This is a genomic window from Micromonospora sp. CA-248260 (assembly GCF_050942205.1).
In the GTDB taxonomy this organism is placed as follows: Bacteria; Actinomycetota; Actinomycetes; order Mycobacteriales; family Micromonosporaceae; genus Micromonospora; species Micromonospora antibiotica.
Map to the genome: position 1 here is coordinate 5,655,236 of NZ_CP192021.1, position 14,765 is coordinate 5,670,000.

Sequence of the window (14,765 nt, forward strand, 5' to 3'; positions counted from 1 at the left end):
CGGGTCACCGGCCCGACCCATAGATTCGCGGCCATGGGTGAGCACGCGATCGAGGCGGTGGGGCTGCACCGCAGCTACCGCAGCCGGACCGGATGGCTACGACCGCAGCGTCGGGAGGTGCACGCCGTCGCCGGGGTCGACCTCACGGTGGGCCACGGTGAACTGTTCGGCCTGCTCGGCCCGAACGGCGCCGGCAAGACCACCACCATCAAGCTGCTCAACACCCTGCTCATCCCGACCGGGGGCGAGGCCCGGATCTGCGGCTTCGACGTGGTCCGGCAGACCCGGGAGGTGCGCCGCCGCATCGGGTACGTCTTCGGCGGCGACCGGGGCCTCTACGACCGGCTCTCCGCCCGGGACAACCTGCGCTACTTCGCCGAGCTGTACGGCGTACCGGGCCGGGAGCAGAAGCGTCGGATCGCCGAGCTGTTCGAGCTGGTCCGGTTGACCGGCCGGGAGGACGACCGGGTCGAGGGCTACTCCCGGGGGATGCGCCAGCGGCTGCACATCGCCCGGGGGCTGCTGCACCGGCCCCGGGTGCTGTTCCTCGACGAGCCGTCGATCGGGGTCGACCCGGTGGCCGCCCGGGAACTGCGGCAGACCGTCGCCGACCTGGCCGCCACCGGCACCACCGTGCTGCTGACCACGCACTACATGGCCGAGGCCGACGAGTTGTGCGGTCGGATCGCGGTGATCGCGGGCGGTCGGATCCAGGCCCTGGGCACCCCCGCCGAGCTGCGCCACCACGCCGACGGCCGGCGGGTGCTGGAGGTGCAGGCGTACGGGGTGACCGACGGGCAGCTGGCCGCCATCCGGGCCCGGCCCGGCGTACGCGAGGTCAGCCTGGCGGTGCACGGGGCGGCGCAGGTCCTCGGGGTGCAGTCCGACGCGGGGGTGGACGTGCAGGCCGACGTGCTGCGGGAGCTGGACGGGGTACGGCTGGGCCGGGTGACCGCCCGGCAGCCCACCCTGGAGGACGCGTACGTGGCGATCGTCAACCGGGCGGCGGAGCCGACGCCGGTGGCCGGGCCGGTGCCGGCGTGAGCACCCTGCGGATGATCGCGGTCGGTGCGCTGCTGCACGTCAAGCAGCTCAGCCGCTCCCCGTTCGAGATCGCCATCGCGTTGTTCGTCCCGGTGGTGCAGGCGACCCTGGCGGTCTATCTGTTCCGGGCCGGCGGTGAGCCGGACCGGCTGCTGGAGGCGGCGGTCGGCGCGGGGCTGATGGGGGTCTGGTCGACGGTGCTGTTCGGCTCCGGCGGGGCGATCCAGAACCAGCGTTGGCAGGGCACCCTGGAAATGATCATGCTGGCGCCCCGGTCGCCCGCGCTGGTGCTGCTGCCGGTCACCCTGGCCACCGGCATCACCGGCACGTACGCGATGCTCGCCACGCTGGCCTGGGGCCGGTTGCTCTACGGCATCCCGCTCGACTTCGCCCACCCGGTGGCCTTCCCGGTGGCGGTGGCCGGTTGCATCGCCGGGCTGGGCATGTTCGGGCTGCTGCTGGCGTCCAGCTTCGTGCTGCTGCGGCACGCCAACGCGCTGGCCAACATGCTGGAGTACCCGATCTGGCTGGTCTCCGGGATGCTCGTGCCGGTCACCGCGCTGCCCGGCTGGACCGGGCCGGTCGCCGCGGTGCTCCCGACCACCTGGGGCGCCCGCGCCGTGCACGAGGCCGCGTCCGGCGGGCCGGTCTGGCCGGCGCTGGCCGTCTGCCTGGCGATCAGCCTGGCCTGCCTGGCCGCCGGCTGGGTGTTGATGACGTACGTCGAGCGCCGGGCCCGGGTCACCGCGACCCTGGCCCTGTCCTGAGGAGGCACCGGTGCCAGTCCCGTCCCGACCGGCCGACGGAGGTCCCCGGTGAGCGCGCTGTTCCGGCTCGTCGGCGTCGGTGGGGTGATCGCCTACCGGGCCCTGTTCAACTGGACCACCCCGTCGATCTTCGTGGGCACCCTGCTGGTAGGCCCGCTGTTCCAGCTCTTCTTCTTCGCCTACCTGGGGCGCGAGTTCGGGGTCGCCGACGACCGGTTCTACATCGTCGGCAACGCGGTGCTCACCGCCGCACTGGCCTGTGTCTTCGGCGGCACCATGGCGGTGGCCAACGAGCGGCGCTTCGGCACCCTCGGGCACGTGCTGCTCTCCCCGCGCAGCCGCACCGCCATCTTCCTCGGCCGGGTGCTGCCGTACGCCGGCAACGGCCTGCTGATCGCGGCGAGCACGCTCACCGTGGCCGCGCTCCTGCTCGGCCTGCGGATCCCGCCCACCGCCCTGCCCGGCCTGCTGCTGGCCCTGGCGACGGCCTCGCTGGCCTGTGGTTTCTTCGGGCTGACCCTGGGGGCGTTGGGGTTGCGGTTCCGGGACGTCTTCCTGATCTCCAACGTGGCGGTGGCGTTGCTGCTGCTGTTCACCGGGGTGAACGTGCCGGCCGACGCCCTGCCGGCGGGCATCCGCGCGGTCGGCGCGGTGCTGCCGATCACCCATGCCGCCGACGCGGCCCGACGGCTGGCCGGCGGCGTCCCGCTGGTCGACGTCCTGCCGGCGATCGGTGCGGAGCTGGCCGTCGGGGTCGGCTACGCCGTGCTGGCGGCCGGGCTGCTGCGGGTGTTCGAGGCGGAGTCCCGTCGTCGCGCCTCGCTCGACACCCTCTGAGCCCCGGGCCGGCCGCCCACCGGGCCGGCCCCACCGCGCGGGCGGTCGGCGGGGCGGGCGGGCGCGACCGCCACCCCCGCCGGCCCGGGCCGGGCCGCGGCTCAGCCGGTGACCTCCAGGTAGCGGTCGAGCATCGCGTCGACCTGGGCCGGCACCTGGAGCTGGACGAAGTGTCCGGAGCCCACCGTCTGCCCGATGAACGCCTGCGGCGCGAGCTGGGCCAGCCGGGCGTAGTCGGCGAACGGGGCGTTGCTGCCCACGAAGAGCAGCGGGCGGTCCCACCGGTGCAGGGCGGCCACGTCCCCGTCGGTGGCGATCCAGTCGGCCAGTCCGGCGATCGGCGCGTACGCGACCTCGGTCGAGGGTCGGGCCATGGCCGCCACCACCCGCTCCACCAGACGCGGGTCGGAATACGCCGGGAAGTACGACCTGACGATCGACTCCCGGACCGCGCCGGAGGTGTCGTCCCGCAGCGAGGCCGCCACCTGGGCGATCGCGGCGGCGGCCCCGGGTGGCCCGGCCACCGCCGAGTCGAGCAGCCCCAGCCCGGTGAACCGGTCCCGGTCACCGGCGGCGGCCACCAGTGACCAGACGCCGCCCAGGCTGTGCCCGATCACGAAGACCCGGCGCAGGTCAAGGGCGTGGGCGAAGGCCCGCAGGTGGCCGGCCAGCTCGGGGACACCGTAACCGTCGGTCGGGGGTGGACTGGCCCCGTGGCCGGGCATGTCGACGGCGATCACCCGGGCCTGCCGGTCGGCCAGGTGCCGGGCCAGGGGCGCCATGAAGTCGTGGTCGCAGCACCAGCCGTGCACCAGCAGGAAGGTGCCGCGCCCGCCGTGCCCGTACGTCCGGTACCGCATCCCGGCGGCCGTCTGCCTGTCCGTCATCGAGTCCTCCCCGGAGTTTGCGCAGCGTAGTGGCGTTCTTCCACTTAAGCGCGCCCGGCCGCGTCCGGCGCGGCGTATTGTTCCTTTTGGCACACCTGGACCTTTTCGCCGGTGTGCCGGCGTGGGACGGGAGCGGGCGGTGGACGGGCGGATCGAGGAGTTCTTCGCCGACCTGGCCGCGAACGGCCGGGGACGGTTGCCCGCCGCCCCCACCGGGCTGCTCCGCTTCGAGATCGTCGCCGAGGACGGCGGGACCGCCGCCTGGTTCGTCCGGCTCGACGACGGGCACACCCGGGTGACCCGGCACGGGGACGACCCCGACTGCACGGTGGAGGTCCGGCCGGAGGCGTTCACCCGGTTGCTGGCCGGCCGGGACAACCTGGTGGCGATGCTGCTGCGCGGTGACGTCTCGGTCGCCGGCGACCTGGCGCTGCTGTTCACCTTCCGGCGGCTGCTGCCGGTCGACGCCGACAGCACCGGCACGGGGCCGGCCGCCGAACTGGTCCGGCACACCACCCCCAGCCTCATCGGGCTGCACGAGGTCAGCAGCGTCTTCGCCGGAAACATCTTCATGATCAGCGCCCGGAACGGTGACGTGCTCAGCGCCCCGAACACCCCGCTCGGGTTGTTCTCCTTCGACACCCGGTTCCTGTCGACCTGGCGGCTGACGGTCAACGCGGAGACCCTCTCGGTGCTCTCCGTCGACGACGTCGCCACCTACGAGGCCAAGTTCGGGCTGGTCCCCGGGGAACCCACCCACTACGTCAACGCCACCACCTCCGTGCTGCGCCACCGCTGGGTGGGCCCGGAGTTCGAAGAGGAGATCGTGCTGTTCAACTACGCACCGGAACCGGTGCGGTACGTCGTCCGGCTCGACGCGGGCGCGGACTTCACCGAGGTGCTGGAGGTCCGCGACGGCTTCCGCCGGGCCCGGCCGGTGACCGCGACCATCGCCGACGACGCGCTGCGGCTGCACCACCGGCGGGGCAGCCTGCACCGGGAGACCGTGATCACCTCCAGCACGCCGGCCGAGCTCGACGACCACGGCCTGACCTGGACGATCACCGTCGCGCCGCACGGCACCTGGTCCACCCGGCTACGGGTGCTGGCCCTCCTGCGCGACCTGCACCGCCGCGACCTGCGGGAACGACTGACCAGCTCGGTGGGGCGCAGCGAACACCAGCGGGGCCGGGACATCGCCGCCCGCACCGCCGGGGTGCCCCGGCTGCGCGCCGACCACAAACCGTTGCAGCAGGCGTACGAGTACGGCATCCGGGACCTCGCCGCGCTGCACTACCCGGGGCTGAACTTCCAGACCGCGCTGCCCGCCACCGGGCTGCCATGGTCGATGGCGCTACTCGGCCGGGAGAGCCTGATCAGCAGCTTCCAGGCGCTGCCCTTCATGCCCGAACGGGCCGTCAACACGCTGCGCATCCTGGCGCTGAGCCAGGGTGTGCGGCAGGACCCGTTCCGGGGCGAGCAACCCGGCAAGATCGTCCAGGAGAGCCGGTACGGCGACTCCGGCGCGTTCAACGACACCCCGGAGGCCGCCAGCTTCAGCGCGGTCGACACCACCGCCGCCTTCGTCATCCTGCTCGACGAGTACGAACGCTGGACCGGCGACGCGGAACTGGTCCGCCGGTTCGAGTTCGAGGCCCGGGCCGCCATCGGCTGGCTCGACTCCGACGCGGACCCGCCCGGCAGCGGCTACGTCTGGTCCACCCGACGCCCGACCCGTACCGGTCCGCAGAACGAGAGCTGGCGCAACTCCGCCGACGCGATCTGCTTCCACGACGGCCGCCCACCCACCTACCCCCTGGCGATCTGCGAGATCCAGGGGTACGCCTACGAGGCCCGCCGCCGGGCCGCCCGGATGGCCCGCCGCTTCTGGGGCGACCCGGGCTGGGCCGACCAGCGGGAACGCGACGCCGCCCGGCTGCGGGAGCGGTTCGACCGGGACTTCTGGTTACCCGAGCGTGGCCACTACGCGGTGGCGGTGCAACTCGACGGCACCCCGCTGGACTCGCTCACCTCCAACATGGGGCAGCTGCTCTGCACCGGCATCGTCGCGGCCCACCGAGCCGAGCAGGTGGTGGCGCACCTGTTCTCCCCGGCGCTCTACTCCGGTTGGGGCATCCGCACCCTGGCCAGCACGGCAGCCGACTACAACCCGCTCGGCCACCACACCGGCGCGGTCTGGCCCTGGGAGAACTCGCTGATCGCCTGGGGGCTGCGCCGGGCCGGGTTCCGGGCCGAGGCCGCCCGGATCGCCACCGGGCTGCTCGACGCCGCCCGGCACTTCCAGGGTCGACTGCCGGCCTACCTCACCGGCTACGACCGGGCCACCACCCACGTTCCCGTCCCGCACGGCTTCACCGACAGCCCGTACGCCCCCTCGGCCGGGGCGCCCCTGTTGCTGCTGCGCACGCTGCTCGGGCTCGAACCGTACGAGGACCATCTCGCCGTCGACGCCGCGATGCCGGAGGAGCTGGGCCAGATCGAACTGCTCGACATCAGGGGCCGCTGGGGCTACGCCGACGCCCTCGGCCGGGGCCGCCCGTTCCGTGACCGCCCCACGCCCTAGCGGGGTGTGGGGCGGTGGGCCCGCCCGGAGCTGCCGTCCCCGGCCCACGGCCCGTTCTGCCGGCCGGGGGTGGCCGGGCAACCCTACGGGTGACCCGCCGTCAGCGCAGGATCAGCCGAGGGTGGGGAACCACAGGGCGATCTCGCGCTTGGCGCTGTCGGTGGAGTCCGAGGCGTGCACGAGGTTCTCCCGGTTGGACAGCGACAGGTCACCCCGGATCGTGCCGGCGGCGGCCTTGCGACCGTCGGTGCTGCCGATCATCGCGCGGACCACCTCGATCACCTGGTCACCGGAGAGCACCAGCGACACCAGCGGACCGCTGGTCATGAACGTCTTCAGCGGCGGATAGAACGGCTTGTCCACGTGCTCGGCGTAGTGCTGGTCGGCGAATCCGCCGTCCAGGGTCCGGGTCTCCAGCGCGTCGATCCGCAGGCCCTTGCGCTCGAAGCGGGAGATGATCTCGCCGACCAGGCCACGGCGCACCGCGTCGGGCTTGATCAGTACGAGGGTGCGCTCATCCGCGCTGCTGCTGGACACGCTGGGTTCCTCCTGTGCGCACAAGGCGGTTCGGCTGGGTACGGTCAGCCTAGCGACCCGGTTGCGGTACCGGCGCGGCGGCTGCTCTTTCCCTCGGTCGCCGTCGGGCCTAGCCTGGCTCTGACCCCTGGGAGGTCCACTGTGGCGAATGGCGGGAACCGCACCATCGCGCCGGTACGCAAGCTGATCGCCGCGGTGCTCGGCACCGTGGCCACCTTCGTCGTCCTGTTCGGGCTGGGCATGACCAGCTGGGCCATCGTCGCGCTGGGCGTGGCCCTGGTGGTGCTCGCCGTGGCCCTGGGCACCGTGCGCGGGGGCGGACGCACCTGGGTGGTCGGCGTCGGCCACGTGCACAGCGCCTCCGAACCACCGACCCAGTACGCCTTCGGCCGGTGCGAACTCCAGCTGGTGATCGACGCCCCGGGTATGCCGCCCCGGTCCAAGAAGATCATCGAGCCCCGGGTGCCGGTGGCGAAGTGGCCGTCGTTGGGGCAGACCCTGCCGATCCGGGTGGCCCTGGACGACCAGCGGCACATCCGGGTCCTCTGGGACGAGGTGCCGACCCACACCGAGTCGACCATGACCATGGCCGACCTCCCCCCGGAGTACGCCGGGGCCGAGCCGATCGACGACCTGCTGATCCAGCAGGAGGCCCCACCGTGGGCCGGCCGCACGGCCGACGACGACTTCCGCGACGAGTTCCGTGACGACCTGCGCGACCCCCCGTCCGTCGGCCCCCTGCCCGACGACGCGTCGCCGGACGACCCGCCGAGGTCGACGTCGCCCCACCAGGAGCCGGCCCGGGCCGAGCCGCTGCGCGACGACGTCGAGGTGCTCACCGACGAGCGGGAGCCGGTGGTGGTGCACCAGCGGCCCGGCCGCCCGGTGGTGCTGGAGGGCACCGTGGTCGAACAGTCGACGACGGGCCCACTGCCCCGGCGGGCCACGGCGACGGCCGCCCCCGCCCCCCGCCCGCCCGCCGAGGAGCGGTTCGACGAGCCGATCCTCGACCCGGTCGACGTGCCGCTGGGCGCCCCCGCCGCCACCGAGGGGCGGCTCGACCCGGAACTCGACGAGGCGATCTTCGGATACGACCCGACGGCCGCGCCCGCCGAGCCGGAGGAACTGGCCGCCCCGATCAGCGGCGTCGGGCTGACCCTGCTGGTCACCGACCTGTCCCGGTCGTTGGAGTTCTACCGTGACGTGCTCGGCTTCGAGGAGTTCGACCGGGGCTCCGGCAACGCGGTGCTCGCCTCCGGGGCGACCCGCCTGGTGCTGCGCGAGGTGACCGGGGCGGCCCCGATGAGCCGCCGGCTGGTCCACGTCAACCTGGAGGTCGACGACATCGAGGCGGCCTACCGGCGGCTCAAGGACTCCGGCCTGCGGTTCACCTACGCCCCCCGGGTGGTCAACCGTGGCTCCCGGGTGGAGGTGTGGGCCGCGGCGTTCCGCGACCCGGACGGGCACGGCATCGCGCTGACCCAGTGGCGGGAACGCGCCGACGCCTGACCCCGCTCAGCCGAGGATGACCCGGCGCACGTGCAACGCGTACGCCCACACCAGGGCGAAGATGACCCCGAGACCGAACAGCGACCAGTGCAGCAGGCCGGCGAGCAGCAGCAGCCCCTGGAGCACGGTGCCCGCCGACCAGGCCCACCGGCGGCGCATCAGGCCGGCCAGCAGCACCGCCGCCACGGCCAGCGCCACGGTGGCCGCGATCGCCGCCCCACCGAAGTGCCCGCCGACCACCCGGATCGGCTGGATCGCCAGCAGCAGGACCAGCGCCTCCAGGCCGAGCGTCCCGGCCCCGAGGCCCCGTACCGCCGCCTCGGGGTTGCGCAGCCCGGAACGCCGCCCGGTCGCCACCGCCGATCCGGCCTCCTGCGCTGGCCCGGCGCTCCCGGTCGGTCCGGCGTCCTTCGACGGTCCGGCGCCCCCGGACGGGGCGGCGTGGGTCGGGTCCGGGCGGTCGGCGGGGCTGACCGGGCCCGGGCCCTCCGGGGTCGGCCCGGTCATCGCTTGAGCAGCCGTCGGGCGTCGGCCACCGTCACCACCGAACCGGTGACCAGCACCCCCACCCCGGACAACTCGCCGGGGACGTCGTACTCGGCCTCGGCGACGGCCGCCTCGATGGCGTCCGGCATCTCGTCGGCCACCTGCACCCGGTCCGGGCCGAAGACCTCCGTGGCCAGCTCGGCCAGCTCCTCGGCCGGCATCGCCCGGGGCGAGCTGTTGCGGGTGACGACGAGCGAGTCGAGCACCGGCTCCAGCAGCTCCAGCAGGCCGGCGGCGTCCTTGTCGCCGAGCACGGCGAGCACCCCGACCAGCTTGCTGAACGCGAACTCCTCCTGCAGCGCGGTGACCGTGGCGGCCATCCCGTGCGGGTTGTGCGCCCCGTCCAGCAGCACCGTCGGGGCGTTGCGCACCTTCTCCAGCCGGCCCGGGGAGCTGGTGGCGGCGAAACCCTCCCGGACGGCCTCGATGTCCAGCTGCCGCTTCGCCCCGGCCCCGAGGAACGCCTCGACGGCGGCCAGCGCCACCGCCGCGTTCTGCGCCTGGTGCGCCCCGTGCAGCGGGAGGAACACCTCGTCGTACACCCCGCCGAGGCCCTGGATGGTCAGCACCTGGCCGCCGACGGCGACCGCCCGGCGCAGCACCCCGAACTCCGCGCCCTCCCGGGCGACCGTGGCACCGACCTCGGCGCACCGTTCCAGGATGGGCCGGGCCGCCTCCTCCTCCTGCGCGGCGGCGACGACCGTCGCGCCGGAGTGGATGATGCCGGCCTTGTGCAGGGCGATGTCCTCCATCGTGTCGCCCAGCCACTCGGTGTGGTCGAGCCCGATCGGGGTGAGCACCGCCACCCCGGCCTGGAGCACGTTGGTGGCGTCCTCGGCGCCGCCCAGCCCCACCTCCACCACCGCCACGTCGACCGGCGCGTCGGCGAACGTGGCGAAGGCCAACGCGGTGGTCAGGTCGAAGTAGGTGAGCGGCTCGGCCGACCGCTGGTCGACCAGGTCGGCCAGCGGCTTCACCTCGCGGTACGTGGCGACGAAGCGCTCCTCGTCGACCGGCTCCCCGTCCAGGCTGATCCGTTCCCGGACGGTCTCCAGGTGCGGGCTGGTGTAGCGGCCGGTGTGCAGGCCGAAGGCCCGCAGCAACGAGTCGATCATCCGGGCCGTGGACGTCTTGCCGTTGGTCCCGGTGAGGTGGATCGACGGGTACGCCCGCTGCGGGCTGCCCAGCAGGTCGAGCAGCATCTCGATGCGGTCCAGCTCGAAATGCATCCGGGTGAACCCGCGCGCGGCCAGCTCGGCGTCGACGGCGGCGAACTCGCCGCGCCCGGCCCCGGGCCGGCTGGTCTGATCGGTGCGGTCGGTCACGAGGAAAGCGCCTCCAGAGCGGCGTCGATGCGGATCAGGTCGGCCTCGGCCACCGCCAGCCGGTCGCGGATCTTCGCGACCACCGGCTCGGGGGCCTTCCCGACGAACGCCGGGTTGTCGAGCTTCGCGCGGGCCTGCGCGACCTCCTTCTCGGCCGCCGCACGGTCCTTGGTGAGCCGGGCCCGCTCGGCGGCCACGTCGATCGACCCCCGGGTGTCCAGCGCCACGCTGACCTCACCGGGCATGGCGAGGGTGGCGCTGGCCTGGAAGTCGTCGGCCGGGGCGTCCAGCCGGGCCAGCGAACGGATCAGCGGCTCGTGCGCGGCGATCCCCGCCCCGCCGAGCCCGTCCAGCCGGGCGGCCACCCGCTGGGTCGGCCGCAGCCCTTGGTCGGACCGGAACCGCCGGATCTCGGTCACCACCCGCTGGACGGTGCCGACCTCGCGCTCCGCGGCGTCGTCCATCAGCGTACGGTCGGCGGTCGGCCAGGCCGCCGTCATGACCGTCTCGCCCCCGGTCAGCGCCGTCCACAACTCCTCGGTGACGAACGGGATCACCGGGTGCAGCAGCCGCAGCAGCTGGTCCAGCACGTGCCCGAGCACCCGGCGGGTGGTGTCGGCGGCCGGCCCACCCTCGGCGAGCACCGGCTTGCCCAACTCCACGTACCAGTCGCAGACGTCGTCCCAGGCGAAGTGGTACAGCAGGTCGCACACCTTCGCGAACTCGTACGCCTCGAACTGCTCGTCGACCTCGGCGGTGACGTGCGCCAGCCGGGACAGGATCCACCGGTCGACGGTGGAGAGCTGGTCGACGGCCGGCAGCGCACCGGTGGTGTGCGCCCCGTTGAGCAGCGCGAACCGGGTGGCGTTCCACAGCTTGTTGCAGAAGTTGCGGGAGCCCTGGCACCACTCCTCGCTGACCGGCACGTCCCCGCCGGGGTTCGCCCCCCGGGCCAGGGTGAAGCGGGTCGCGTCGGCGCCGTACCGGTCGACCCAGTCCAGCGGGTCGACCACGTTGCCGAACGACTTCGACATCTTCTTGCCGTGCTGGTCGCGGACCATGCCGTGCAGGGCGACCGTGTCGAACGGCTGCCGGCCGTCCATCGCGTACAGGCCGAACATCATCATCCGGGCGACCCAGAAGAAGAGGATGTCGTAGCCGGTGACCAGCACGTTCGTCGGGTAGAACTTCGCCAGGTCCGGGGTGCGCTCCGGCCAGCCGAGGGTGGAGAACGGCCACAGGCCGCTGGAGAACCAGGTGTCCAGGACGTCCTCGTCCTGCCGCCAGCCCTCGCCGGTGGGGGGCGTGTCGTCGGGGCCGACGCAGACGATCTCGCCGGCCGGGCCGTACCAGACCGGGATGCGGTGGCCCCACCAGAGCTGCCGGGAGATGCACCAGTCGTGCATGTTGTCGACCCAGGCGAAGTAGCGCTTGGCCAGCTCGGCCGGCTCGATCTTCACCCGCCCGTCGCGTACCGCGTCGCCGGCCGCCTTGGCCAGCGGGGCGGTGTTGACGAACCACTGCAACGACAGCCTCGGCTCGACGGTGGTACGACACCGGGAGCAGTGTCCCACCGCGTGCACGTACGGCCGCTTCTCGGCCACGACCCGGCCCTGCTCGCGCAGCGCGGCGACGATCGCCGGGCGGGCCTCGTACCGGTCCAGGCCCTGGAACGGGCCGGGGGCGGTGATGACGCCCCGCTCGCCCATGATCGTCAGGGCGGGCAGGTCGTGCCGCTGGCCGATCTCGAAGTCGTTGGGGTCGTGCGCCGGGGTCACCTTGACCATGCCGGTGCCGAACGCCGGGTCGACGTGCTCGTCGGCGACGATCGGGATGTGCCGGCCGGTCAACGGCACCTCCACCGTGGTGCCGATCAGGTGCCGGTAGCGCTCGTCGTCGGGGTGCACGGCCACGGCGGTGTCGCCGAGCATCGTCTCGGCCCGGGTGGTGGCGACCACCACCTCGTCGCTGTACCGGATCGAGACCAGCTCACCCTCGTCGTCGGTGTGCTCCACCTCGATGTCGGACAGCGCGGTCAGGCAGCGCGGGCACCAGTTGATGATCCGGTTGGCCCGGTAGATCAGCCCGTCGTCGTAGAGCTTCTTGAACATGGTCTGCACGGCCCGGGACAGGCCCTCGTCCATGGTGAAACGCTCCCGGTCCCAGTCGACCGAGTCGCCGAGCCGGCGCATCTGGCCGAGGATCGCACCCCCGGACTCGGCCTTCCACTGCCAGACCCGCTCGACGAACTGTTCCCGGCCCAGGTCGTGCCGGGACAGCCCCTGGCCGGCGAGTTGCCGCTCCACCACGTTCTGGGTGGCGATGCCGGCGTGGTCCATGCCGGGCAGCCAGAGCGCCTCGTACCCCTGCATCCGCTTGCGACGCACCAGGGAATCCTGGACGGTGTGGTCCAGGGCGTGGCCCATGTGCAGCACACCGGTGACGTTCGGTGGCGGGATGACGATGGTGAAGGGGGGCTTGTCGCTCTGCGCCGACGCCCGGAAGTGGCCGGCGGCTACCCACTGCTCGTACCGTCGCTGCTCTACCTCGCCGGGCTGGTACTGGCCGGCAAGGGTCGGGGCGTCGGGGCGTCGGGCATCCAGTCTCTCGGTCACCTGCGAAAGTCTACGGAGCGCTTCGGCGGACCCGACGTGCGCCACCGGTCATTCGCGTACGGTGGCGAACATGTCCGACGCACATCTCACCGAGCGTCAGCTCATCGAGGGTCCCGAACCGGTCGAGCTGACCGACGAGCCGATCCGGTTGAGCAACGACGACCCGGAGCGGAGCCCCCGGGCGCTGGGCCGGGTGTCCCGCCGCCGGCGGATCGCGCTGACCGTCGCCCTGGTCGTCGGCCTGGCCGGTGCCGCCGCGTTGGGCACCGCCGGCTGGCGGATCGCCCGGGAGAAGGATGCCCGTCTCGGCACCCCCGACCAGGTGGCGGGTCTGACCCGCGACGACTCGGAACGGGCCCGCAGCACCGCCGACTACCTGCGCAGCGGATTCGCCGCCGACATCGACCTGGACCGCAGCATCGGTACGGTCTACCGCGACCCGGCCGACGAGAAGCGGGCGGTGCTGTTCTTCGGCGGCACCACCCTGCTCTGGCAGCCGGAACGTGACCTGGACAGCCTCTTCCGGCTGATGGCCGACGAGACCGGCCGGGTCACCGACGTCCGTGAGGTGCCCGCTGGAAAGTACGGCGGCGTGATGAAGTGCGGTCGCACCAGTGGCGACGGTGGGGACTTCGCGATCTGCGGGTGGGCGGACCACGGCAGTGTGGCGATGGGCATGTTCGCCAATCGCCCGGTCGACGAGTCGGCCGGCCTGTTCCGCCAGCTCCGCGACGCCATCCAGACCCGAGGCTGACACAGGTAGTGGTATCCGGCCGGTTGGGATACCGCAATGTCAGCCCCCGAGTAAACGGCGACACCCAACGCCCGGCACCTCATACCTGAGGCCCGCTGTTTGACGGTGTGGCTTGGCGTGTTCGGGGCGTGAAAACAGTTGAGGCCGACCCCGAAGGGTCGGCCTCAACCAAAGATTGTCCGGCGGTGTCCTACTCTCCCACACCCTCCCGAGTGCAGTACCATCGGCGCTGGAGGGCTTAGCTTCCGGGTTCGGAATGTAACCGGGCGTTTCCCCTCCGCCATGACCGCCGTAACACTATGAACATATCAAACAACACACACGCCCACACACAGTGGGGGGTTGTTTGGTGTTTGTTCAGAGTTGCACAGTGGACGCGTAGCAGCCTTGTTATCAAGTCCTCGGCCTATTAGTACCGGTCAACTGAACCCGTTACCGGGCTTACATTTCCGGCCTATCAACCCAGTCGTCTAGCTGGGGGCCTTACCCCCACAAAGTGGGGTGGGATACCTCATCTTGAAGCAGGCTTCCCGCTTAGATGCTTTCAGCGGTTATCCCTTCCGAACGTAGCTAACCAGCCGTGCCCCTGGCGGGACAACTGGCACACCAGAGGTTCGTCCGTCCCGGTCCTCTCGTACTAGGGACAGCCCTTCTCAAGTATCCTACGCGCACGGCGGATAGGGACCGAACTGTCTCACGACGTTCTAAACCCAGCTCGCGTACCGCTTTAATGGGCGAACAGCCCAACCCTTGGGACCTGCTACAGCCCCAGGATGCGACGAGCCGACATCGAGGTGCCAAACCATCCCGTCGATATGGACTCTTGGGGAAGATCAGCCTGTTATCCCCGGGGTACCTTTTATCCGTTGAGCGACACCGCTTCCACTCGCAAGTGCCGGATCACTAGTCCCGACTTTCGTCCCTGCTCGACCTGTCAGTCTCACAGTCAAGCTCCCTTGTGTACTTGCACTCAACACCTGATTGCCAACCAGGCTGAGGGAACCTTTGGGCGCCTCCGTTACCCTTTAGGAGGCAACCGCCCCAGTTAAACTACCCACCAGACACTGTCCCTGAACCGGATAACGGTCCGAAGTTAGATACCCAAATCAACCAGAGTGGTATTTCAAGATTGCCTCCACCCATACTGGCGTACAGGTTTCACCGGCTCCCACCTATCCTACACAAGCCCATTCAGATACCAATGTCAAGCTATAGTAAAGGTCCCGGGGTCTTTCCGTCCTGCCGCGCGTAACGAGCATCTTTACTCGTAATGCAATTTCGCCGGGCCTGTGGTTGAGACAGTGGGGAAGTCGTTACGCCATTCGTGCAGGTCGGAACTTACCCGACAAGGAATTTCGCT

Annotated in this window: 11 protein-coding genes and 2 rRNA genes (1 of these 13 cut by a window edge); 6 read left to right on the top strand and 7 right to left on the bottom strand. The window is 71.7% G+C overall.

Annotation, left to right across the window (positions count from 1 at the left end; all coding sequences use genetic code 11):
• Positions 1 to 33 precede the first annotated feature (33 nt).
• Genes ACQP2H_RS24320 through ACQP2H_RS24330 form a run of 3 tightly spaced genes read left to right on the top strand, consistent with a single transcriptional unit; the run spans position 34 to position 2,648 of the window.
• Complete coding sequence (locus tag ACQP2H_RS24320; protein WP_208570941.1) at positions 34 to 1,044, top strand: ABC transporter ATP-binding protein; 1,011 nt, start codon at positions 34 to 36, stop codon at positions 1,042 to 1,044.
• Positions 1,041 to 1,811 carry an ABC transporter permease gene (locus ACQP2H_RS24325; RefSeq protein WP_308290885.1) on the top strand — a complete coding sequence of 257 codons (771 nt, stop codon included), beginning with the start codon at positions 1,041 to 1,043 and terminating at the stop codon, positions 1,809 to 1,811. Before ACQP2H_RS24320 ends, ACQP2H_RS24325 begins: the two co-directional genes overlap by 4 nt.
• A gap of 48 nt (positions 1,812 to 1,859) precedes the next feature.
• On the top strand, positions 1,860 to 2,648 hold the full coding sequence (locus tag ACQP2H_RS24330) for an ABC transporter permease (protein ID WP_219464321.1): 789 nt from the start codon (positions 1,860 to 1,862) through the stop codon (positions 2,646 to 2,648).
• A gap of 101 nt (positions 2,649 to 2,749) precedes the next feature.
• Here the strand turns inward: ACQP2H_RS24330 and ACQP2H_RS24335 are convergent, their stop codons facing one another.
• Positions 2,750 to 3,535: an alpha/beta fold hydrolase gene (locus tag ACQP2H_RS24335; RefSeq protein ID WP_363823310.1), complete on the bottom strand. Its 786-nt coding sequence runs from the start codon at positions 3,533 to 3,535 to the stop codon at positions 2,750 to 2,752.
• Positions 3,536 to 3,656: 121 nt separating this feature from the next.
• On the opposite strand from ACQP2H_RS24335, the gene ACQP2H_RS24340 reads away from it, so the two are divergent.
• Positions 3,657 to 6,119 (top strand): glycogen debranching N-terminal domain-containing protein, encoded by a 2,463-nt coding sequence (locus ACQP2H_RS24340; protein ID WP_433229021.1) that lies wholly within the window; start codon positions 3,657 to 3,659, stop codon positions 6,117 to 6,119.
• Positions 6,120 to 6,230: 111 nt separating this feature from the next.
• Here the strand turns inward: ACQP2H_RS24340 and ndk are convergent, their stop codons facing one another.
• Positions 6,231 to 6,656, bottom strand: a complete 426-nt coding sequence (ndk, locus tag ACQP2H_RS24345; protein WP_208570945.1) for a nucleoside-diphosphate kinase — start codon at positions 6,654 to 6,656, stop codon at positions 6,231 to 6,233.
• A gap of 141 nt (positions 6,657 to 6,797) precedes the next feature.
• Here ndk and ACQP2H_RS24350 point away from each other — a divergent pair, with 141 nt between their 5' ends.
• Complete coding sequence (locus ACQP2H_RS24350) at positions 6,798 to 8,165, top strand: VOC family protein (RefSeq protein WP_433229024.1); 1,368 nt, start codon at positions 6,798 to 6,800, stop codon at positions 8,163 to 8,165.
• Positions 8,166 to 8,171: 6 nt separating this feature from the next.
• Here ACQP2H_RS24350 and ACQP2H_RS24355 read toward each other — a convergent pair whose 3' ends face one another.
• The 3 genes from ACQP2H_RS24355 to ACQP2H_RS24365 all read right to left on the bottom strand — a co-directional run bounded on the left by ACQP2H_RS24355 (position 8,172) and on the right by ACQP2H_RS24365 (position 12,651).
• Positions 8,172 to 8,672: a DUF4233 domain-containing protein gene (locus ACQP2H_RS24355; RefSeq protein WP_219464325.1), complete on the bottom strand. Its 501-nt coding sequence runs from the start codon at positions 8,670 to 8,672 to the stop codon at positions 8,172 to 8,174.
• On the bottom strand, positions 8,669 to 9,940 hold the full coding sequence (locus ACQP2H_RS24360; protein WP_433233662.1) for a bifunctional folylpolyglutamate synthase/dihydrofolate synthase: 1,272 nt from the start codon (positions 9,938 to 9,940) through the stop codon (positions 8,669 to 8,671). Before ACQP2H_RS24360 ends, ACQP2H_RS24355 begins: the two co-directional genes overlap by 4 nt.
• Positions 9,941 to 10,032: 92 nt before the next feature.
• Positions 10,033 to 12,651 carry a valine--tRNA ligase gene (locus ACQP2H_RS24365; RefSeq protein WP_357535738.1) on the bottom strand — a complete coding sequence of 873 codons (2,619 nt, stop codon included), beginning with the start codon at positions 12,649 to 12,651 and terminating at the stop codon, positions 10,033 to 10,035.
• A gap of 70 nt (positions 12,652 to 12,721) precedes the next feature.
• Here ACQP2H_RS24365 and ACQP2H_RS24370 point away from each other — a divergent pair, with 70 nt between their 5' ends.
• Positions 12,722 to 13,405, top strand: a complete 684-nt coding sequence (locus tag ACQP2H_RS24370) for a hypothetical protein (protein WP_219464328.1) — start codon at positions 12,722 to 12,724, stop codon at positions 13,403 to 13,405.
• A gap of 177 nt (positions 13,406 to 13,582) precedes the next feature.
• On the opposite strand, the gene rrf is transcribed toward ACQP2H_RS24370, so the two are convergent.
• A 5S ribosomal RNA gene (gene rrf, locus ACQP2H_RS24375) occupies positions 13,583 to 13,699 on the bottom strand.
• Between the two features lie 95 nt (positions 13,700 to 13,794).
• A 23S ribosomal RNA gene (locus ACQP2H_RS24380) occupies positions 13,795 to 14,765 on the bottom strand (it continues 2,139 nt past the right edge of the window).